The sequence below is a fragment of the Bradyrhizobium sp. Crot121 genome, assembly GCF_059512385.1.
On the sequence record NZ_JCAMOR010000037.1, the window covers coordinates 56,152 to 77,128 of the forward strand.

Below are 20,977 nucleotides of genomic sequence, written 5' to 3' on the forward strand. Positions count from 1 at the left end.
ATTGACGAGAAATTGTAGGCGTACGTTAACTTGGAATGCTGCGTCTCGAGCCTATGTCGGCAATTGTGAAGCGTCGTGTTAGGATATTAATTGGCACAAGTCGCGCCTTCGGCACTACTGGGGTGACGTCATTCCGTGCTGACTGATAGCGAAAAAATCGCTCGTGCTGCTGCGGAAGGTCGCCGCCGTCCAGACCTTGGCTGAAGCGTCGGCGGCATGTGAGGTCCCGCACAACGATCACGCAGCACCACCTGGACGACGCCGAATCGGTCGACGACCGCGACCGCCACCTGATAGTCGCGCTTTTGGCAGTCTGCGAGCGCGGCTTGCGCCAGTTCCAGGGCTATGCTGAGTGCCAGCGATTCTTAATGAATCCTAGGCACGTGCCTAGGCGAAACTAGCAAGAAGAAATAACGCGCCAATTAGACTTCTCGTAATCATGACCACATCTCGCTCGAGGGGCAGATGATGCGTGCAGTTGTAGCAACATATGCGTGAAAGCCTAATCGCCATGTTTCGAAGCGTGGTGCGGACCTCCAAAGCGGTTCTTGAATTATGCGCTTGCCCTATCGCCTTCCCAGCGTCGCTTCAGTTTCTCACGACGACAATCAGCGGCTTGTCCCTGGCCGCTCTGCTGTGCACGACCAATGCCTTGACGCTTGCGCTGGTACTTTCATTGCGGGCGAGATGGACGAGATCGGCCGCGATGATTCCTGCTTCTCCGGCATTGAGCCGAGTCGCGGCTGCTCCTTCGACTTCCACGACAAGGCTTCCTTCGAACACATGAAGTAACTCCTGCGCACCGGGATGCTTGTGCCATGGAGCAGCCGTGCCGGGTGCGAAGTCGACGACACTGACGATCGTCTCCTGGACGGTTTCGCCCTGACTTTCGAGGTCTTTTCGGAGTATCTGGGTGAGCTTGGGCGCTGTCTGCGTCTGTGCCCAGGCGATCGTTGGCATGTATGGAAGCGCTGCTGCCGCTCCAGCAAGGTAAAGCATTTCACGGCGGATCATTTTCATCTCCTGCCTCTCGAGTTTCTCGGCGGTTGCTGTCCCTCGTGTTGCCTATCCGCTTCGGATACCCAATGAACCCCGTGCTCGGGCGGAAATTCCGGGAACCAATTCCGCCAGGCCTTGGACCTTGCGCGTGATTTGGCATTGCCGATAGAGGATTATGTGCGGTTCTTTAGCATGTCGCTTCATGGGAGAGCCGAAGCTCACCAGTTCGACATTAAAGGCCGATCACCGCGATGCCCGCGAAGGCTTCCAGTCCCGATGCGGCACAGTTACGGATCGTCTCCGTGCGCTCAACGAGGCGCAGAAGCCATGTCCGAGCGAACACCGCCGCCAATGGAAAGAGCGCAACCGTGAGGGTCATGCCGGCGGCGAAAACGGCCGATAGCAGCAAGCCCCATTTGACCGCACCATGGGCTGCTGCATAGGTCATGATGAAGGTGGTAAGCGGGCATGGAATGAGGCCGGTTGCTATCGCAAGCAGCGGCGCGGAGCGGTCATGGCGATGAGGTTCGGGACGAAACGCGCGCCACAAGAGCCAGAGTCCGATCAACACGATCAGGATTTGGCTGGCCTGCTCCAGGGCTGGCGCACGACCGGCGCCGCCAATCGTGTGTTTGAGGACGGCATAGCCGGACAGCACCAGGACGACGGCCGAGCCGACATGTGTGAGGATCAGCAGCAGGCTTGAGCCGAGGGCGCTTCGCCAGCGGCCATCTGCCGCATAATAGGAGGCGAGCACCGATTTGCCGTGGCCGGGCAGCAGGGCGTGCAACATGCCGAAGGCGAAGGCCGCTGCGGCCAGCGACGGCAGCGCACCGGCTCCGTTGGCCTGCAGCGCGTTCAGCGCCTGCGCTGCGTTCGCATAGAGCGCGCGCTGCGCCTCGAAGATCGAATCGAACGCCGCGATCAATGAACCCGCCCGCTTTGGATTTGCTCAGGCATCGTTGGGCCAGCGCCGGTGATGCTCGTCGATGACGAACAAGTGAGCATGGCGTTTCATAGGCGCGCCCTGCAAATGGGGATCGTCCAGCGCAAGGCCAGGATGATCGTGCTCGACCACTTCCGGGTCGTCGGCCGGCCACTGCATTCGCGCTACGACCACGCCCGCGAGCGTGATCGCCGCGAGCACGAACGCCGTGATAGACAGGCCTGCCCAATTGCCGAGCCAGCCGGCCACGGGGTAGGTGAGCAGCCAGCAGGCATGGGAGAGCGCAAACTGCGCCGCGAACACCGCCGGGCGGTCGGAAGGCTGTGCCGAGCGCCTCAACAACCGCCCGGTCGGGGTCTGAACCGCGCTGTAGCCAATTCCCATCAATGTCTATCCCACGAGCAGAGCCGGCCAGATCTGATCGTGCCCGGTGGGGAGAACAGCCGTCAGTCCCAGCAGCAGGAGGGTGAGCAGGGCGGCGGCGGAAAGCATCACGGCGCGATCCGGCAACCGGTCGAGCACTTTCGGCAGCAACAGTGCAGCCAGCATCGAGCCGCCGCCAAAACAGGCGAGCGCGATGGCGACATCGTTGTCGGGCCGCCTCAGCACTCCGCGGACCAGCACCACGGTATTGACGATGACCATGGCGCCCGCCGCGGCAACCGACAGGTTCAGGGCGAGTAGCCCGCGCAGGCGCGGCGTCGCCAGGTAGATCCGGACGCCTTTCGTGGTGTTTTCGTAGAACGACTGGCCCGCTTCAGCCTTGGCTTGTGTCGAAGGCAGCCGCACGGACACCACCAACAGCGCGGAACACAGAAAGCCGATCACTGTGCCGGCAAATAGATTGTTGAACGAGATGACCGTCAGCAGCGCCGCCGCCAGCGTCGGGCTGAGCAGGTTCTCGAGATCATAGGCCAGGCGCGAAAGCGACAGGGCGCGCGTGTAGTCGCGCTCCTCCGGCAGCACGTCCGGAATGGTTGCCTGGAAGGTCGGGGTGAAGGCCGCGGATGCGGATTGCAGCAGGAAGATCAGCACGTAGACCTGCCAGACCTCGGTGACGAACGGCAGCGCGACCGCGACCGAAGCCCGCAGCAGGTCCATGGCGACCAAAAACGGCCGACGCGGCACATAGCCGGCGAGGCTTCCCGCGATCGCCGCGATGCCGACATAGGCGATCATCTTGATCGCAAGCGCGGTTCCCAGCACCGCGCCCGCCTTCTCGCCGGCAATCTTGAAGGCCAAGAGTCCGAGCGCCACCGTCATCAGGCCGGTGCCGATCAGGGCGATGACCTGCGCGGCGAACAGATGGCGGTAGGTCCGGTTGGCGAGGACGGACAGCATGGCAGGCTATTCCGCTGCCCGTCTCGGCACGAAATGGTGTTCTGTCTCTAGTTGCGAGTGCCGCGGCGCGAAATAGGCATACAGCGCGGGCAGCACGAGCAAGGTCAGCAATGTCGCCGTGAGCAGCCCCCCGATCACGACAGTGGCGAGCGGCCGCTGCACTTCCGCACCGGTGCCGGTGGCCAGCGCCATCGGCACAAAACCAAGCGACGCAACCAGAGCAGTCATGATGACCGGTCGGAACCGGGTCAATGCGCCGTCCTGGATCGCAGTCCGTGTATCCACGCCGTCGCCGATCAGCTTGCGGATCTGGCTCAGCATCACAAGCCCGTTCAAGACGGCAACGCCGGACAGCGCAATGAAACCGACAGCGGCCGAGATCGAGAATGGCATGCCGCGGAGCCACAGCGCGGCGATGCCGCCAGTCAAGGCCAGAGGCACGGCGCTGAACACCAGCAGGGCGTCGCGTGCCGATCCGAGTGCTCCCAGCAGCAACAGGAAGATCAGCGCAAAGCAGCCCGGCACGACGAACAAGAGGCGCTGCCGGGCAACCGAGAAATTCTCGAACTGGCCGCCCCAGGTCAGATAGGTGCCCGGCGCGAGCCTCACCTGCTCGGCGACCTTGGCCTGCGCTTCGGCCACCAGCGAGCCGATATCCCGCCCGCGCACCTCGGCGGTTGCGACCACGCGCCGCTTGCCGTTCTCCCGGCTGATCTGGTTGGCGCCCTCGGTCAATTCGAACGACGCGAGCGTTCGGAGTGGAATGGAGGCTGCCGGCGCATTGGGATTGGCATGCGGCAGCGGCACCGGCAGGTTTTCCAGCGTGGAGACATCGGAGCGCAGTGCATCGTTCAGGCGAACCACGATCTGGAAACGGCGATCCCCCTCGAACACGAGGCCGGCGACCCGGCCGCCAATGGCGGTTCCGATCAGGTCCTGGACGGTGGCGAGGTTGAGTCCGCGGCGGGCGATCTCGGCCTTGTCGATCCTGATCTCCAGGAACGGCAGGCCGGTCGTCTCCTCGACCTTGACGTTCTGGGCACCCTCGATACGGCGCAGAACGTTGGCGATGCTCCCGGCCGTCCGCTGCATTTCGGCAAAATCGTCGCCGAAGACCTTGACGGCGAGGTCCTCGCGCACGCCAGCGATCAATTCGTTGAAGCGCATCTCGATCGGCTGCGAGAAGCCGAGCTTGTTGCCCGGCAATTTGCTCGCCTCGGCTTCGATCTCCTTGATGAGATCGTCCTTGGACATCGACGGATCCGGCCACTCGCTCTGCGGCTTGACGATGATGTAGGTGTCGGAGGCGCTTGGTGGCATCGGATCGGCGGCAAGGTCCGGCGTGCCGGTTCGTGAAAACACGAACGCGACTTGCGGAAACTTGCTGACCGACTGCTCGATCAGGAGCTGCATCGCCTGTGCCTGCGCCAGCGAGGTGCTGGGCACCCGCTTGACCTCCATCACGATGTTCTTTTCGTCCAGCGTCGGTGTGAATTCCTGACCGAGCCGGGTGAACAGCGCACCCGCCCCGAGGATCAGGAGCAACGCCAGCCCGATCGCTGGCAGCGGCGCGCGGGCGGTGCGGGAGAGCAGCGGTGCATAGACGGATTTCAGCGCGCGGATGATGGCATTCTCCTGCTCCCGCACCGGCTTTGAGATGGTGATCGCGATCGCCGCCGGGACGAAGGTCAGCGACAGCACGAATGCAGCCGCGAGCGCGATCATGACCGTGAGCGCCATCGGCTCGAACGTCTTGCCTTCGACGCCGGTGAAGGTGAGAAGCGGGACGTAGACCAGGATGATGATGAGCTGGCCATAGACGGTGGGCCGGATCATCTCGGTTGCGGACGCCGTGACCGTTTCCAGCCGCTCAGGCAATGACAGGCCGCGCCCAAGCTCGCGCTGCCGTTCCGCGAGATGCCGCAGGCTGTTCTCCGTGATGATGACGGCGCCATCGACGATCAGGCCGAAATCGAGCGCGCCGAGGCTCATCAGGTTGGCGCTGAGCCGTCCCTGCAGCATGCCGGTCGCCGTCAACAGCATCGTCAGCGGAATCACGCAGGCTGTGATCAGTGCCGCGCGGAAATTGCCGAGCATCAGGAACAACACGGCGATCACCAGCAGCGCGCCTTCGGCCAGGTTGGTCGCAACCGTCTGGATCGTGGCGTCGACCAGTTGAGTTCGGTTGAGCACCGTTCGGGCATGGATGCCCGGCGGCAGCGTCCGGCTGATCTCCTTGATCTTGCGGTCGGCCGCAGCGGCCACCGTGCGGCTGTTGCCCCCGATCAGCATCAGCGCAGTGCCGAGCACCACCTCGCGGCCGTCGACGCTCGCGCTGCCGGTACGCAGCTCCTTGCCGATTGCGACATCGGCGATATCGGAGACGCGGACCGGCACGCCGCCCCGGGTGGTCACCACGATCCGGCCGATATCATCGAGATTTTCCACCCGCCCGCTGGCCCGGACGACGACACCTTCGCCGTTCTGCTCGATGAAATTGGCGCCGCGGCTGATGTTGTTCGCCTCGATGGCGTCGATCACTTGGGTGAACGACAGCCCATAGGCTGCCAGCCGGACCGGATCGGGCTGCACCTGGAACTGTTTCACGAAACCGCCGATCGCATCCGCGCCAGCGACCCCGGGAACGGTCCGCATCTGCGGGCGGATGATCCAATCTTGGACCGTGCGGAGATAGACCGTGCGCCGAAAATCGTTCGTCAGCCGCTCGCCTTCGGGCGTAAGGTAGCTGCCGTCGCTCTGCCAGCCGGGCTTGCCGTCCTCCACCGGTGTGGTCGCGCCCGGCTTTTCATACTCCACCGCCCACCAATAGATCTCGCCGAGGCCGGTAGAGATCGGACCCATCCGGACATCGACCCGGGGTGGAAGGTTGATCTTCGCCTCGTTGATGCGCTCGGCGATCTGCTGGCGGGCAAAATAGATGTCGGTGCGGTCGGCGAACACGGCGGTGATCTGCGCGAAGCCGTTGCGCGAAAACGACCGGGTTGACTCCAGGCCCGGCGTGCCGGCCAAGGCTGTTTCCAGGGCCACCGTGACCTGCTTCTCGATCTCGACCGGGGTCAGCGCCGGCGCGACCGCATTGACCTGGACCTGGACGTTGGTGACGTCAGGGACGGCGTCGATCGGCAATTTGGTCAGCGACAAGAAGCCGGAAGCGGCAGCCGCCAGCGTGACCAGCACAACGAGCCAGCGCCGGCGAACGGAGAAATCGACGATCCACGGGATCATCGCCTAGTCCTCGTCGCGAGGTTTGGCGAATTCTGCCTTGAGCGAGAACGTGTTCGAGACGGCAATGGTCTCGCCGGCAGCGATACCGGAGACAATTTCGACGGACTGCCCGTCCTGCTCGCCAAGCACGACACTGCGCTTTTCGAACCCGTCCTTGTTGCGGACGAAGATCGCCTTTCCGCCATCCACATTCTGGATCGCGGTTGCGGGCACGACGACGCCGACGTCACGCTCGCTCAGTGCGATCGCGGCCGTGACGAACGATCCCGGACGCCAATATCCATTCGTATTGTCCAGCGCCGCCACGACACGGGCGGTCCTGGTTTCCTTGTCAAGCAGTGGGCTGACGAACACGATCTTGCCCGTTGCCGTCTCCGGCAATCCGCGCGCCGAGACGCGCACCGACTGACCCTCCCTGACCTGCGGCAGGTCGGCGGAAGAGACAGACAGCTCGACCCAGACGCGGCTGAGATCGACAATGACAAACAACTCGGTCTCGAGGTTGTCGCGCCCCACCGCTGCGCCAAGCTCGACCTTGCGCTCGGCAAGCCGCCCCGAAACCGGGGCGCGGACGTTCTGGCTGCGCAACGATGCGTCTGGGGATTGCGGCAGGCCGGCGATTTCGTCCGCCTCCACGCCCAATGCGAGCAACTTCTGGCGAGCGATGTTGAGGCGCATCTCGGTCTGCGCGGCGGCATTGCGCGACTTGATGTACTGCTGCTCCGGAACGGCCCGCCCTTCCCACAGCGACTTGTCGCGTGAGGTGAGGTCCTGCTGCAACTCGTTGGCAAGACGGGCGGAGAGATACTCGCTCTTGGCGTCCGCCACTTCGCGGCTTTCAAGAACGGCAAGCACGTCACCCTTGGTGACGTCATCACCGATATTCTTGCGCAACTCGGCCACTGTCCCCGACAGCTTCACCGAAACATGGGACACGCGGCCCGCATCGGGAATCGCCGTCCCCGGTACGGCCAGGCGTTTTGCGACCATGCCGGGACCGACCGTTGCCAAGTCGATGTGCGCCAGCTTGATCCGATCGTCGTCCATGGCAACGACGGGTATCTTCGGCGCGGCCTGTCCAGACGTGCCGTTCGCCTGCGTCGGGGCATTGCCCGGCGCTATACCGACGGTGCGCTGCAGCCTGGTCGAAACGTCCGGCATCAGTGCTACGAAGGCACCGCCTGCCAGAAAGGCGACGACTGCAATGAAGGAGCCATTAGCCATCGAAGTCTCTGATCCGGCGCGAAGAAAACGGATGCATCGCGTTAAAGATATTTTGAGATGGCCTTGAACTCGGCCACCACGCTCTTGGTCGATTTCGCGGATCCAGTCGCGGCGGCATCCAGGCAGTGATCGACATGATCGTGGATCAGGGTCCGCTTGGCCTCGCCGATCGCCTTCTCGACCGCGTGTAGCTGCTGGGCGAGATCGAGGCAGGACCGGCCTTCGCTGAACATCTCGATCACCCGGTGCAGATGTCCCTCGGCGCGTCGCAGCCGCTTGACGATCTCGGGGTGGGTTTCGTGGACGTGCTCGTTTGCCATGCCCCATACCCTATCCCCCTGGAGGGGATCATCGCCAGACCCCCAATCCCTACAAGGGCGGCAATCGGCAACTTGCAACGAGTGTCTAAAGTCGCGTAAGCTTCTCCGTGGGGAAAGGCAGACTCCCCGTCAGACTTTTCGGTCCAAGCTCTGCGCAACACGCGATCCGTCGTGGAGCTTGCGCATGGACACCGAACGAAACGCCTCTCTCCAACACACCGTCGCCATCCTCTCGCGCGGAGATGCTGCCGCACGCCGGGACGCAACCCCGCAGAACAGCCGCTTTGTCCGCGTCTTCGAGGCCCTAGCCTCAGTTGGCGTCGAGGCCCGCCCCGTCATCTACGACGAAATGTTCGCTGATGCGGTTCGCGACCAATTGCTTGAGGTCGATGGAGTCCTTGTCTGGGTCAATCCCATTCATGAAGGGAAGACGCGCGCGGCGCTCGATGAGTTGCTGCGGGAGGCTGCGGCAAGAGGCCCCTGGGTGAGCGCACATCCCGATGTCATCCTGAAGATGGGGGTCAAGGAGGTGCTTTACCGAACGCGCGATCTCGGTTGGGGCGGCGACACGCATCGTTACGACAGCGCGGCGGCTTTCCGTGCTGAATTCCCGTCGCGCCTGCGGGCTAACGGTCCCCGCGTGCTCAAACAAAACCGGGGCAATGCAGGCCAAGGCGTTTGGAAGGTCGAGTCTCTGCCAGATACTGACGCCGCAGTGCGGGTGCTGCACGCCCAACGCGGTAGCCTGCCTGAGGACATACCGCTGGAGGCCTTCATCGTTCGCTGCGAACCATATTTCGGGTGGGGAGGCTGCATCATCGATCAACCGTTCCAGCCGCGCCTGCCGGAAGGGATGATCCGCTGCTACATGAGTGGCTCCAAGGTCGCCGGCTTTGGGCATCAATTGATCAAGGCCTTGATACCTCCGCCGCCGGAAGGCCTGGACTCGCCGGAAGCGGAACCCGGGCCAAGGATCATGCACGGGCCCGACGCCCCGTCGTTCCAGGCGCTGCGACGATTGATGGAAGACGAATGGACACCACAAATGCTGGAAACGCTCGGCATCGACGGAACGGCGCTCCCGGTCATCTGGGACGCGGATTTCCTCTATGGCTCGCGCGACAAGTCCGGCCGCGATACCTACGTGCTCTGCGAAATCAACGTGAGTTCACGCTTTGCCATTCCCGACGAGGCGCCGGCAACGATCGCGCGGACGGTTAAAGACCGTCTTATGCGAACTTAAGAATCCGGCTGCCGCGCCGACTTCCGTTCGCGGCCTAAGAGCGAAGTCTCTGATGACACGAGGTTGTTGCAAAGATGGCGGCCTTGGACATCGTGAGCACGGGCTCTTACAACGCAGGCCAATCACGTCCGGCTCTCATAAAGCTCACTGCTGATTTCAGCGGTTCTCGTCACGTTCAGGATGCGCTCGCCAGTCACGACCCACTGTTTGATGGTCCATGTCAGTCTTGCCCGCAGATCCCTCGTGGTCGGTAGCCGGTCGGCTGACATTTTCTTGAGCCTTCCAGTCGCGGTCGATCTGAACGTTCTCACCACGCGCCTTATCTTGGTTGCGAGATTGGTCCGATTGTTGTGGCGTACGGTCTGGCTGCACCGGAACCGACTGCCCCTCCTTATACGTCTTGGATAATCCGGACTCTTCTGCAGATGCGGGAACCAAAGCAAAGGACAACGATGTTGCCATTGCTACTGCAAGAACGCGCATGGTCTCTCCTCCTCCGTTCGACCGAGGCTAACGGCTCGGTCAAATTTTTGTTCGAGAGAGGAGCTAATTCTTGTGGTTCTCGCCGCAAGTCGGGCGGTTGGCCTTTTCGCCGCCTCGCCTTCGAGGTCCCGGCGAGTGATTTGAACTGGCGCAGGTCGTTCGACGCCTCCGCGAGCAGCCACTCACGAAAAGTGACAACCTTCGGCAGCGACGCGGTCACCTTGGGGCAAACGATCCAATAAGTCTTCGACACCGGCAAGGACTGCGGGAAAGGCAACATCAGCCGACCGTTGATCAGATCCCAAGCCGCTAGTGTCGTGCGAGCAAGGGCGATACCCTGCCCGTTGATCGCGGCATCAATAACCATGCTCGCACGATCGAGCACGAGACGGTGTGTGACATCGGCGTCATGTATGCCGAGGCCGCGCAGCCAATTCGCCCAGTCGGATCGGCTGTCCAGGTGGATCAGGGGAAATTTCAGGATATCTGCGATCCCGCTAATGTAGCGGCGGCCCGACAGCAACTTTGGACTGCACACCGCAATGAGCCGTTCCGAGCAGAGCCTTACGGCATCGAGGCCCGGCCAATTGCCATCGCCGTGGCCTGCCGCAAGGTCGACCTCCTCGCGGGCAAAATCGGCGTGATGCATCGTGACCGAGACGCGGACATCGATGCCGGAATGCGCTTCCGCAAAATGACGGAGCCAATGCACCAGCCATTTGGCGGCAAAGTCTGGCGAGGTACTGACGGTGAGAACGCCTGCGCTCTGCCGCTGCAGCAAACGTTCGTACCCGCAGCGATACGATCCAGCGCATCGCGCACGACAGCGAGATAGTCCCGGCCCGCCTCGGTGATGATCAGGCATTGCCGCTCACGATTGAAGAGCTTAATCGCAAGTCCTGTTTCAAGCGCCTTCACCTGATGGCTCACCGCACCTGAGTGAGACACAGCTCTTCTGCGGCGCGTAAAGCTCTCGTGTCGGGCCGCGGCTTCGAAGGCCTTCAGTGCGTTCAGCGCGGCAAATGCGGCGCATTCCAATCCACCCAGAAGAGTTCATGAGGAAAATTGGGGCAGGCCCGAGAAAGGATGCTTTGCGGACTGCGCCTTGCCTATGCGGCACTGCGAAATCATGGGATTTGGAGCTATTAAATGTCAATGCCTTTTGCCAATAGCGACTTTCTGGCGCGAGTCGCCGCAGCGCGACAATGGCGGATCGTCAACGAAATTCATGGCCGGCGCTGCTCGACCGCTGGCTTGCCAGCAGCGAGCCGATGCACCAGTGCGCCGGTCTGCGCGCGATGGCCGATGATCCCCACACCTCCTTGCCGACCTCGGTCTTACCTGGCGCTGATCGAACTCGATCGACTGCAAGCGAGCGACCTGGGAGGAGAAACGATGTCTGAAATCACTGTTTACGGCTTTCCGCGAAGCACGTTTGTCAACACGGCTCGTGCTAAGCCACAAGGACGTGGCCAACACCTTCCAGGACCTCGAGCCTGTGATGGGCAAGGCCGAACATCTACTACGGGAAACACAGACTCCCCACCAGACGGCCAAACCGTCCAAGCTCTGTGCAACGCTCGATTTTCGATGAGATTGCACATGGACGGGACTTCCATTCAATCTTCCAGACAGATTGCCCGCTCACGGCGACGTAGCGACTTCAGGTCGCCATGCCCTTGAAGAGCCTTCATCATCAAAATACAGGCGCTCCGGACAGCGCCTTCGACCAGCCGCATTCGATCCGAAGACCCGGCGGGTCTTCATCGCGCATACAACGCGCAGCACAGTCGAAGTGATCGATCACGATAAAGGTAAATATCAAGCGATATTGCGGGGATTTCCAGGATTGCCGGCGCCGGGCAGATGGATGGATTTTCATGCGAACTCCTGATCTTCATTCTCGTCACATTCGCCGGCGCGCTGATCGCCGGCCGCTCCGGCTTTGCCTTTCGGCTCATCGTCGCCTCGATCTGGCTCAACATTCTCTCGCCGCTGCAGACGGCCACCCTGATCATCGCCTATGGCCTCATCGTTCAGGGCTATTGGGTCTGGAAGCTGAGGCGGTCGCTTGATCACCACAAGCTCTGGCCATTTATGGTCGGCGCAGCCATCGGCGTTCCCGTAGGCGTCGCGTCCTCACCTGGGCTAATCCTGCTCATGTGCGCGCGGGTGTCGGCGTGTTCTTAGTGTCGTACTGCCTCTATGCCCTGCTCCGTTCGTCGATCCCTCCGGCCGAGGCCGGCGGCGCGGTAGCGGATGTCGGCGTCGGCTCTCTCAACGGCGTGCTTGGCGGCATCACCGGCCTCGCCGGCATTCTCGTCACCATCTGGTGCGGACTGCGCGGCTGGCCAAAGGAGGTGCAGCGCACGTTATTCCAGCCGGTGGCAGTCGCAGTTTTCTTTATGAGCGCGCTGTGGATCGGCGCGAAGAGCACCATGAGTCCGGAGACAATCAAGCTGTTCCTGATTGGATTGCCGGCCCTTCTCGCTGGCATCTGGCTCGGCATGAAATTGTTCGGCCGGCTCGACGAGGCAATATTCCGCAAGATCGTACTGGCGCTGCTCCTCGTATCGGGCGCCGCGCTGATGATCTAGGAGGCCCGTAGCAACGCGGGGGAAATCGCTAGTGGCGTAGGAAATCGTGGAATTGAGTAGCGGTGGAGCAACTCGAACCCCGATATCGATGCTTGTCATTTGCATTGCTTTTCGAGAACGGCCGAACACAAATCGCTGCTCGCGATGGCAGCAATCAGCTCCGAAGTCCTCGCGTGCACCTTGCCCTTACGATCCAACTCTCTAGACCCCAGGCTTCCACGGACGTCGCATCCACTTCCAAAGAGCGACTGCCTACACCTGCCCCCAATGGGTTTTTCTTGATCTCTCAGTGCACACGTCGTGCACACGGAGGCTACTAACAGATTGAAAAACCTAAACTCTCGGTCCACTCCATCATGGGACCGACTGTGTCGCCAGCGACGTAAAGTGCCTACCGAAGCTCACTGACCGCACCAGTTTCGCACCAGAAACGACGTGAACAAACCACGACGAACGCGATCAAATTCAAACGAAAATGCAGCAAAATCAACGAAGCTTATTGATGGTCTGCCGCTCATAACGGCCTGGTTTCTGGTGCGAGGCCTGCCGCAGATATAAGGAAATCACCCGCGCTTTGATTTTTGACTGGCCTCCTTCGCCCTGCGGCTTTGAAAACGCCATTACTTCCGTACGCTTGAACGCCGCGTGAAAGCTCGCCACTAGATGGCTCCTTTTCTGCTCAGCATTCCAGGGTGCTCCTCTATTCAACCGCCAACTGCAGTTGTCCAGCTGAAGTCATAGTGAGCGCTCAACAACTTCATTGCGATAACAGCGACGGGAACGCAGATGATTTGCAACAACGTTCTGGTCGAGAACACCGTATTTAGAGCGGCATGATGTCGCCTCTAGCGCTGGTGACCGAGAGGGATTCCAAGCTTGAGCGCCTTTTGGCGGAGTGAGCCTTCGGAGCGCTTTGTCAGCTTCGCGATTTTTGCAACGGGCGTCTTCGCTTTCGAATGCGCGCGCAGCTCTTTCACGTCAGCCTTTGTGTATTCGCGACGCACAGTTTTCTTCTTCGTAACCATATTCTTTGCCTTATTCGCCACTTTTAGCTCCTCGATTCGAGAGCGGGCGTACTAGCACAGCCGCATTGAGGCGCAACCCTCGATCAGCTGACTCTATATGCTGGTACGATCAGTGAAGTCTCTGGTGACATCAGCATTGCAAGGCGATTTGCCCGATCTATCGAATTGTTTCGGCAATTCCTGGTGGGCCAACATTACAACTTGAAGTAATCTGACCGATGTAGGGCCAAATCCTAATTTTACCGTGGGCCTGCGATGCTTGGTAACACTGCTAGTAGAAGAGATGCGCGGGGACCAATGCCAACTATTAGATTGCCGAGCGGACCTATGGCAGCCTTCCAAGACTCCTCGCATTCTATCCGCGCAAGGGTTGTCGGCAGATCCTTTGAAACGCAGAGAATTGTGAGTGGCGGTACACTCAATCCCAACATGAGAATATTTTGATTCCAATGACCCCGCGTACGTTAGAAGACATTGTAGAGGCGCTGCGGCCGAAACCAGGCACAACGCGAAAATGCACCGTGCTACTCGGTGCTGGCTGTTCGATCAGCGCGGGGATTCCGTCGGCAGGTGCCGTGGTCGAGCATATTAGGACCTCATATCCTGCCGCCTACGCGCGCGCGACCACGAAAGACTATCCTAGCTGCATGGCCAGCCTCGACCGGGGAGTCCGGCGCGACCTTATTGGCGGATACATCGACAATGCGAAAATCAATTGGGCTCACCTCGCGCTCGCTCAACTTATTGATCACGGCTTTATCGATCGAGTACTTACCACCAATTTTGATCCTCTCGTTTCTAGGGCCTGCTCACTTATAAATTCATTCCCGGCGGTTTATGACTTCGCCGCATCGCATCTCTTCAATCCCGACCAGGTGAGTGAAAAATCGATATTCCATCTCCATGGCCAGCGTGATGGCTTTGTGCTTCTCAACACGCGTGAAGAGGTGAACAAACATCGGCGCTATGTGAAACCTGTTTTCGAGGATGCGCATAAAGGCCGGATTTGGATTGTGGTCGGTTATAGCGGCGAGAACGATCCGGTTTTTGATCTTCTGGCCGATGTCAGGACATTTGAGTATGGGCTCTATTGGGTGGGCTATGGAAAGACGCCGCCGGCCCATGTCTCCAAACGGCTCCTCACCCCCGGACGCGGCACGCACTTCTTGGGGGGTTGGGATGCCGATGATTTTTTCGTCACGCTGGCTCAAAGGCTCGGATGCTTTCCCCCGCGTTTCGTAACGCAGCCATTTTCGCATTTGAAATCTATGTTTCGGATGCTGAAGGACTACAAAGCTCCGAGAAGCAATCTGGACGACGAGCCTGGGCTCCGCGAAAGCCGGTTGATGTCGCCGCCGTCATACGGCCCCAGCTCGACGCCCTGATCGCTGGCCAGGAGCAAGCTCTATCTGCCGAATACTATTTCCTCGCAGGCGAGCATGAGCGCGTTGCCGCCTTGTTTAGGGGCCGGCAGCTGAAGAAGCTGACCAAACGGGAACGGGACACTTACGGCTGGTCCCAACTGATTCTGGGCGATCGTGCGCACTCAATGGCGAAAATCGACGATGATCGTGACGTTTATCGGAAGGCCGCTGAGCATTTCGCCATCGCCGCGAAGATTCGGGTCACAGAAGCTGACGCGCTCTACAATTGGGGCAATGTCCTGTTCGACCTGTCTCTGGCAGCCCGGGATGGCGCGCCGGAAGTGATGACCAAGGCGGCGGAAGCGCTGCTCAAGCGCGCCGTCGTGAAATATCGGGCTGCACTGGCAATAGATCCTCAATTTTCAGACGCCCACAACAGTTTGGCGAATGCGTTGGCGGATCTGGCGCGCGCAGAATATCCCCGCAGCGACAATTTGATACTGAGAGAAGCATTTGGCCGTTACGAAGCGGCGCTCCGACACACTCGAACGCCAGACGTCGTTCACAATAATTTTGCCAAGGCATTACATGATTTGGCGCGGATCACGGACGACCTCGTGCTGTTCAAGAAGTCGATGGTGCATTTCCAAGCTGCGGGAGCGGCTAATCCAAACTATTACAGCGTTTATCTGAGCTGGGGCCACGCACTTGCCGATCTCGCGCGTAGGACCGGCGCTGCCAGGAGCTATAAGGCGGCATTTGAGAAATACCGCCGGGCTGCAGAGATTGAGCCGACGGATACAGCAGCGCATCACAGTTGGTATTATACAATCCTAGAATTCGCCAAGAAATTGAAGGGAAAGGAAAAGGCGGCTTATCTGAAGCAGGCCGCGGCCGTGTCCGCCGAACAAAAGCGCCGGCGCCGCAATCTGGAGCGCCGCGTTCTGCGATCCGAGGGAGCAAGATAAGGGAGCGGATGCCGAGAGGCTTGCGGTTGAGCTTCAGCTCCCGCGGCGTAGACGATAATTGTTGCGGACGTGACCACCCGCGCTGTGCGCAAGTGGGCAAGCTCACATTTCGGCCCGTGCAATCTGTGATATGGATTGGCCTTTGGCGCACTTTTGGGGATGGTGTGCAATGCCGAAGAATATTGTGATCTTCTCCGACGGCACAGGCCAAGCCGGCGGCATCAATTTCGACGAAGCGCGGACGAACGTTTACAAGCTCTACCGCGTCTGCCGCGTCGGCCCGGACACGAAGGTCGAACCATCCGAACAGGTCGCCTTCTACGATGCGGGTCTCGGTTCGGCGTCGGATGGCGGTCATTTCAAGATCGGCTGGATGCGCTGGCTCTACAACCTTGCCAGCATGGCGACGGGCCTCGGGATCACCCGAAACATCGTCGATTGCTACGCCGCGATCATTGCCCTTTATGAGGAAGGCGACCGCGTCTTTCTGATCGGTTTTAGCCGAGGAGCCTACACGATTCGATCAGTTGCCGGCGTTATGACTTATTGCGGTGTCCCTCGTCATATGCCGGATGGCTCGCCTCTGCGCCGCGATCCAAAGAGCGTCCACAAGCTGGCCGAGCATGCCGTCAAGGATGTCTATCAATTCTGCCCATCCTACTCGCGCAAAATTCTTGGATACCGGCAATTCTTGTTGGAGACTCGAGACGCGATCGCCGCCCAATTCAGACAGCAGTACGGTAGCTCAAGCACCATCAATGGCGCCGAGCGGGCGAACGTCTTTCCATACTTCATCGGCGTGTTCGACACGGTCGCCGCCCTCGGCCACAAATATCTCGGCACGGCGCTCGTGACCTCCGGCATTGCGCTGCTGATCGGGGTGCACTGGCTCGGTGGCTTCCTTCAGCCGGTCTTTCCATGGGCGGGATGGGGGGCTTGGATTCTGAGTTACCTCGGCGTCGCCGCAGCCCTGATCGCTTTTCTCATGAACTATCTCAAGATCGCGCCATCCTTGCCCGGCTACGGGTTCTTGAAGCGCCTCCGGACCGTGCATTTCGCCCCGCCGAAGCACAAATTCTACGACACGACGCTGGATCCAAATGTCGGCTATGCCAAGCATGCGATCTCGATCGACGAGAACCGCGCGGACTTCAAGCGCGTCGGCTGGTCGCCGACGGTCGAGAAGCAGGACGTACGCGACGCGCACGGCAACCTCTATTTCGAGCAGGTCTGGTTTCCGGGCGTGCATGCCGATGTCGGCGGCGGTTATCTGGAAAACGAGGCTCGCTTGTCCGATATCGCGCTGAACTGGCTGCTCGCAGGAGCTTCGCTCATCCCGGGCGGCCTGAAACACGACGGCAGTGTCCTACGGCTGTCACCCGATCCCGCCGGCCCGCAACACAATGAGCAGGCGGGTAGCTTCCTCAAGGCTGGGGTTCGCGACCTTCCCATTGATCCTGAGACTGAGGAGTCGAGATCACCGATGCACAAGTCGGTCTATCGGCGTTTTCGAGGCGGGATCGGTTCTTCTCTATGACCGCATGGCGGCTTATCGGCCGGATAACATGAGGGTACACGTTGACTTCAAGCGCTACTTCGATGGAAGCGCGGCGCAGCCGCCGCAATGCGTCGCTGACGACATTGAACAGAAGTGGGAAAATGCCGGCCATGTCGGACGGCTCTTACCCAGATACGCGGTTCTGTCGGGCGACATTCGAGTTGCCTTGGCCTCCGCCGAGACAAGTAGCGCAGATCACAATGCTGAGAGTGGACTCGCCGACCTGCCGCCAAAAACACCGTTTGAAAAACCGTTTTAGTTCGGCCTTCTCAAACGGTTTCTCGCGCTAAGGTCTTGATTTGTATGGTGGGCGCACCAGGGCTCGAACCTGGGACCCGCTGATTAAGAGGCGTATGATTTCCCAGTAAAATCAATGGCCATTCCGACAAACACGTGTTCAAACCTGCATTGAATCCCCAACAGGTTTTACCCTTGTCGGAATGGCCCGATAGCAAACTCTCGGCGAAGAGCCGCTCGTATTTGGATGAGTTCTTGGAGTTGTGCGTCCAGATGGTGACGGAGCGCTGCATCGGCCGACGGCGAAGCCGACCGGTCTCCTGGACGTGACATGTTGGGCACCTGATGCATTCGCAAGAGAGCGGCATCGATGACGTGCGGCGGCGTTCTGCGGTATAAAATTCGAACCGTAGGTCGAGGGCTCATTTTTTGACCTTACGCAGACGTCGCGTATGAGGCTTTGAATGCCAGCAGCGCTTCACTCTGTCATTTGGGCGGCCCTAGTCGCATCCCAAAGCGGACAAGCCAGCAATCACAGCCAGCCAAACCGCGGGAAAACGTCCGAGACGCCCTAACTTCGCTGATAACTTTGAGTTTTCTTGGGGATTGAGCTTACCTGCTACGTGTAGATCAGAGCTTTAGGTTCATAGTCTCTCCTTCTTCGGAGGATGCGGGTTGACCCAACTAACCGTAGTCATCAGTAACTGCAACCGCGTGGATCGCGCCGAAATTAGCGTGCTGAAAGGCACGCTGAACATCAAATATGGACCCAACGGCCTTGGCAAAAGTACTCTGGCAAAAGCCATTGTCAGCCAAATTCGTGGAGACGGCACTCTAGGTGACCTCATGCCATTCAAAAGCCGAGGCAAGGCCGATGCACCGTCGCCATCTGTGGAGGGTATTGACGGTATGGCGTCCGCCCTTGTCTTCGACGATGACTACGTTCAGCAATTCGTTTTCCAGAAAGACGAAGTCCTTAAAAACAGCTTCGACATCTTCATCAAAACGCCGGATTATGTCGCGGCGATGGAGGCCATCGACATTCTGCTAGCTGGTGTGAAGCAGACGCTCACCAACAATGCGGAAATCGAACAGACCATTTCAGACTTCAAGGAATTGCGGGATGCGTTCGGCAAGTCGAAGCCCGGTAACATTCCGAAGAGCAGCAAGATTCATAAGGCGTTCGGTACCGGCAATAAGACCGAGAACATTCCCGACGCGCTGAAGCCCTTCGAGACCTTCATCAAGAGCCAGGAGCCCTCCAAGTGGATTGGCTGGCAGATCAAGGGCAACGAGTATCTAAAGCTGGGTGACAATTGCCCCTATTGCGCCACCCCCCTTGTTGGTGAGGGGCAGAAAGACATCGCGCTCGCAGTCGAGAAGGAATTCGACGCCGCGGCTGTCGGTCACCTCAACACGCTCAAAGCCGTTATCGAAAGGCTTGGCAAGTATTTCAGCGAGAAGTGCCGCGAAAACCTGCAGAGGGTAACCAAAACCAAGATTGACCTGACCGCCGCCGAGGTAAGTTTCCTTACGGGGCTTAAGGCTGAGATCGACGGCATGATCACCCAGCTGGAAGGTCTCCGGGCTATCTCCTTTTTCTCCCTGCGGGACGTGGACCAGATCAGTGAGAAGATCACCCCGCCGAAGATCGACTTGGCGCTGATGGACAAGCTCGATTCCCCAGAGACCCGGAGCATCACAGACCCTGTCAACGCGCAACTTGAAGACCTGCTTACGAAGGTTGGCGACCTGACTGGAAAGGTCAACAAGCACAAGGCCAAGATCAAAAAGGCGATAGAGGCCAACCAGGTCAGCATCAACACGTTTCTGAAGTCCGCCGGCTACAAGTACGCTGTCGAGATCGTTCCGGAGGAGCAATCCTACAAAATGAAGCTGGTGCACCGGGATCTGGCCGGTCACCTGGAAACGGCGTCGAAGCACCTGAGCTACGGCGAAAAGAACGCCTTCGCCCTGGTTCTTTTCATGCACCAAGTGCTGAGCGAAAACCCGGACCTGGTGGTGCTGGACGACCCCATATCGTCGTTCGACAAGAACAAGAAGTTCGCCATCCTGCACGAACTGTTCGAGGGCAAGGCAAGCCTGAGAGGGCGGACCACCCTTTTGTTGACCCATGACATCGAGCCTGCCATCGATGTTATCAAAAGTACCAAGGACGTGTTTCAGGGGGCAAAACCATCGGCATCTTTCCTTTCTTCGCGCGGGGGCATTGTGAAAGAAGTGCCGATCGCGAGGGAAGACATCCAGACCTTTGCCAGGGTCTGCAGGGCGAATATTGCCACGCTGCAGGATCCGATCCTGCAGGCCATTTATCTGCGGCGCGACTATGAGCTACGTGATGAAGTCGGCTTGGAATATAATCTGCTGGCAAGCCTGTTCAAAGGCCGCGCCGTTCCCACGCTGCAGACGGCAGCTGAAAACCGGAACATGAGCCTGGAGGAGAAACAGGCAGCAGAGGAAAGCATCCGAGAAGAACACTTACCAGGGTTCAACTACGATGCGCTGGTCGCCGAGGTGAACGACGCGAACGCCATCCGCGCAAAATTCGCGGCCACGGACGTCGGCTACGAGAAAATCCAGCTGTTCCGGATTTTCAACATCGAACACGACGATGACGTGATCCGCAAATTTATTAACGAGTCGTACCACATCGAGAATGAGTACGTGATGCAGCTCAACCCGCATAAGTTTGAGAGCATACCCGAGTACGTCATTGATGAATGCGTGCGCATGCTGCCGCCCATCCGATAGACCTTAACCAGCATTACATTGAGGTTCGCATGCTTGACGATGGTGCCGGAGAGCGCGACTGCCGCAATTGAAACGCGCTTTATGAAGCTGTGGATCCATGGTGGACACCAATCTATCGGGAGCGTGTTTTAGGACTACGAGCTATATCACCAGTTGCGCACCCGGTGACCAAGTAAAATCGCCGTTCACCTTAATGGGGAAGTTGATGAGTGAGGTTCATGAGGTGCTGTGCAATTTGCAGACCTCGAACACCATTCCAGACCTATTGGTACATATCGCTGGAGATGGAACGGCGATCAGCGCAGGACTGGCGCGTGCTAGGCGTGCGCGATTTTCTGACGGTCTTGGCGATCAATGAGCGCCGCGGCCGCCAGTGAGATCGAGGGACGCAGCTCGAAGAGTGGATCGCATTGGGGGGAATGGGTGGCTTCAATGGGCCGATCCAACAGCAAACAGTGTCGATGGCGTGTTCAGTCGGATCATCGCCCAAACAACCGCCGAGCAGGTTGAAATCCCGGAGGCGCAACCACCGATACCGACATTTGGTTCAAGTTGCGATCTGATCGAGGCCGCCTCATGCGTCCCGAACGCAGTGAGCATCTTCTAAGTTGTTGATTTTTCTTGATGCTGCAGGTGCTTCCGTCCCGTTTTGTT

At 59.5% G+C, this 20,977-nt stretch carries 18 protein-coding genes and 2 pseudogenes; 8 read left to right on the forward strand and 12 right to left on the reverse strand.

Features of this window, described 5'->3' with window-relative positions; all coding sequences use genetic code 11:
* Window positions 1-128 precede the first annotated feature (128 nt).
* The 7 genes and pseudogenes from AC5ZGW_RS27600 to AC5ZGW_RS27630 form a co-directional block, all read right to left on the reverse strand.
* Window positions 129-359: a heme-binding protein gene (locus tag AC5ZGW_RS27600; RefSeq protein ID WP_463327787.1), complete on the reverse strand. Its 231-nt coding sequence runs from the start codon at window positions 357-359 to the stop codon at window positions 129-131.
* 229 nt (window positions 360-588) lie between these two features.
* The gene (locus AC5ZGW_RS27605; protein ID WP_165435135.1) at window positions 589-1,014 is read right to left on the reverse strand and encodes a cupin domain-containing protein; all 426 of its coding nucleotides are present in this window, start codon (window positions 1,012-1,014) and stop codon (window positions 589-591) included.
* A 217-nt stretch (window positions 1,015-1,231) separates the two neighbouring features.
* Complete coding sequence (locus tag AC5ZGW_RS27610; protein WP_130225067.1) at window positions 1,232-1,927, reverse strand: nickel/cobalt transporter; 696 nt, start codon at window positions 1,925-1,927, stop codon at window positions 1,232-1,234.
* Between the two features lie 24 nt (window positions 1,928-1,951).
* Window positions 1,952-3,286 (reverse strand): annotated as a pseudogene (locus AC5ZGW_RS27615) (MFS transporter).
* Between the two features lie 6 nt (window positions 3,287-3,292).
* Window positions 3,293-6,532, reverse strand: coding sequence for an efflux RND transporter permease subunit (locus tag AC5ZGW_RS27620; protein ID WP_130225066.1), 3,240 nt, complete (start codon window positions 6,530-6,532; stop codon window positions 3,293-3,295).
* A gap of 3 nt (window positions 6,533-6,535) precedes the next feature.
* Window positions 6,536-7,756 carry an efflux RND transporter periplasmic adaptor subunit gene (locus AC5ZGW_RS27625; protein ID WP_165435134.1) on the reverse strand — a complete coding sequence of 407 codons (1,221 nt, stop codon included), beginning with the start codon at window positions 7,754-7,756 and terminating at the stop codon, window positions 6,536-6,538.
* A 41-nt stretch (window positions 7,757-7,797) separates the two neighbouring features.
* Window positions 7,798-8,076: a metal-sensing transcriptional repressor gene (locus tag AC5ZGW_RS27630; RefSeq protein WP_130225065.1), complete on the reverse strand. Its 279-nt coding sequence runs from the start codon at window positions 8,074-8,076 to the stop codon at window positions 7,798-7,800.
* Window positions 8,077-8,260: 184 nt separating this feature from the next.
* Here AC5ZGW_RS27630 and AC5ZGW_RS27635 point away from each other — a divergent pair, with 184 nt between their 5' ends.
* Window positions 8,261-9,319, forward strand: a complete 1,059-nt coding sequence (locus tag AC5ZGW_RS27635; RefSeq protein ID WP_130225064.1) for a Cj0069 family protein — start codon at window positions 8,261-8,263, stop codon at window positions 9,317-9,319.
* A gap of 391 nt (window positions 9,320-9,710) precedes the next feature.
* Here the strand turns inward: AC5ZGW_RS27635 and AC5ZGW_RS27640 are convergent, their stop codons facing one another.
* The 3 genes and pseudogenes from AC5ZGW_RS27640 to AC5ZGW_RS27650 all read right to left on the reverse strand — a co-directional run bounded on the left by AC5ZGW_RS27640 (window position 9,711) and on the right by AC5ZGW_RS27650 (window position 11,684).
* On the reverse strand, window positions 9,711-10,583 hold the full coding sequence (locus tag AC5ZGW_RS27640; RefSeq protein ID WP_245474634.1) for a LysR substrate-binding domain-containing protein: 873 nt from the start codon (window positions 10,581-10,583) through the stop codon (window positions 9,711-9,713).
* 116 nt (window positions 10,584-10,699) lie between these two features.
* A pseudogene (locus AC5ZGW_RS27645) lies at window positions 10,700-10,840 on the reverse strand (hypothetical protein); the annotation flags it as partial.
* Between the two features lie 658 nt (window positions 10,841-11,498).
* Window positions 11,499-11,684, reverse strand: a complete 186-nt coding sequence (locus AC5ZGW_RS27650) for a hypothetical protein (RefSeq protein WP_130225063.1) — start codon at window positions 11,682-11,684, stop codon at window positions 11,499-11,501.
* Between AC5ZGW_RS27650 and AC5ZGW_RS27655 the strand changes: the two genes are divergently transcribed.
* Both AC5ZGW_RS27655 and AC5ZGW_RS27660 read left to right on the forward strand, forming a co-directional pair.
* Complete coding sequence (locus AC5ZGW_RS27655; protein WP_245474633.1) at window positions 11,669-11,992, forward strand: hypothetical protein; 324 nt, start codon at window positions 11,669-11,671, stop codon at window positions 11,990-11,992. The two genes, AC5ZGW_RS27650 and AC5ZGW_RS27655, sit on opposite strands and share 16 nt — an antisense overlap.
* Window positions 11,983-12,399, forward strand: coding sequence for a TSUP family transporter (locus AC5ZGW_RS27660; protein ID WP_245474632.1), 417 nt, complete (start codon window positions 11,983-11,985; stop codon window positions 12,397-12,399). Before AC5ZGW_RS27655 ends, AC5ZGW_RS27660 begins: the two co-directional genes overlap by 10 nt.
* Before the next feature lie 486 nt (window positions 12,400-12,885).
* On the opposite strand, the gene AC5ZGW_RS27665 is transcribed toward AC5ZGW_RS27660, so the two are convergent.
* Window positions 12,886-13,059: a hypothetical protein gene (locus AC5ZGW_RS27665; protein ID WP_165435133.1), complete on the reverse strand. Its 174-nt coding sequence runs from the start codon at window positions 13,057-13,059 to the stop codon at window positions 12,886-12,888.
* Between the two features lie 185 nt (window positions 13,060-13,244).
* Window positions 13,245-13,424, reverse strand: a complete 180-nt coding sequence (locus AC5ZGW_RS27670) for a hypothetical protein (protein ID WP_130225124.1) — start codon at window positions 13,422-13,424, stop codon at window positions 13,245-13,247.
* Between the two features lie 647 nt (window positions 13,425-14,071).
* On the opposite strand from AC5ZGW_RS27670, the gene AC5ZGW_RS27675 reads away from it, so the two are divergent.
* From AC5ZGW_RS27675 to AC5ZGW_RS27695, 5 genes are all read left to right on the forward strand, one after another.
* Window positions 14,072-14,809 carry an SIR2 family protein gene (locus AC5ZGW_RS27675; RefSeq protein WP_165435132.1) on the forward strand — a complete coding sequence of 246 codons (738 nt, stop codon included), beginning with the start codon at window positions 14,072-14,074 and terminating at the stop codon, window positions 14,807-14,809.
* A gap of 164 nt (window positions 14,810-14,973) precedes the next feature.
* Window positions 14,974-15,756, forward strand: a complete 783-nt coding sequence (locus AC5ZGW_RS27680) for a tetratricopeptide repeat protein (RefSeq protein WP_130225061.1) — start codon at window positions 14,974-14,976, stop codon at window positions 15,754-15,756.
* Between the two features lie 169 nt (window positions 15,757-15,925).
* Window positions 15,926-17,293 (forward strand): T6SS phospholipase effector Tle1-like catalytic domain-containing protein, encoded by a 1,368-nt coding sequence (locus tag AC5ZGW_RS27685; protein WP_165435131.1) that lies wholly within the window; start codon window positions 15,926-15,928, stop codon window positions 17,291-17,293.
* Between the two features lie 28 nt (window positions 17,294-17,321).
* Window positions 17,322-17,573, forward strand: coding sequence for a hypothetical protein (locus tag AC5ZGW_RS27690; RefSeq protein ID WP_130225059.1), 252 nt, complete (start codon window positions 17,322-17,324; stop codon window positions 17,571-17,573).
* Between the two features lie 653 nt (window positions 17,574-18,226).
* On the forward strand, window positions 18,227-20,323 hold the full coding sequence (locus AC5ZGW_RS27695; protein ID WP_130225058.1) for an AAA family ATPase: 2,097 nt from the start codon (window positions 18,227-18,229) through the stop codon (window positions 20,321-20,323).
* Window positions 20,324-20,977: the final 654 nt, after the last annotated feature.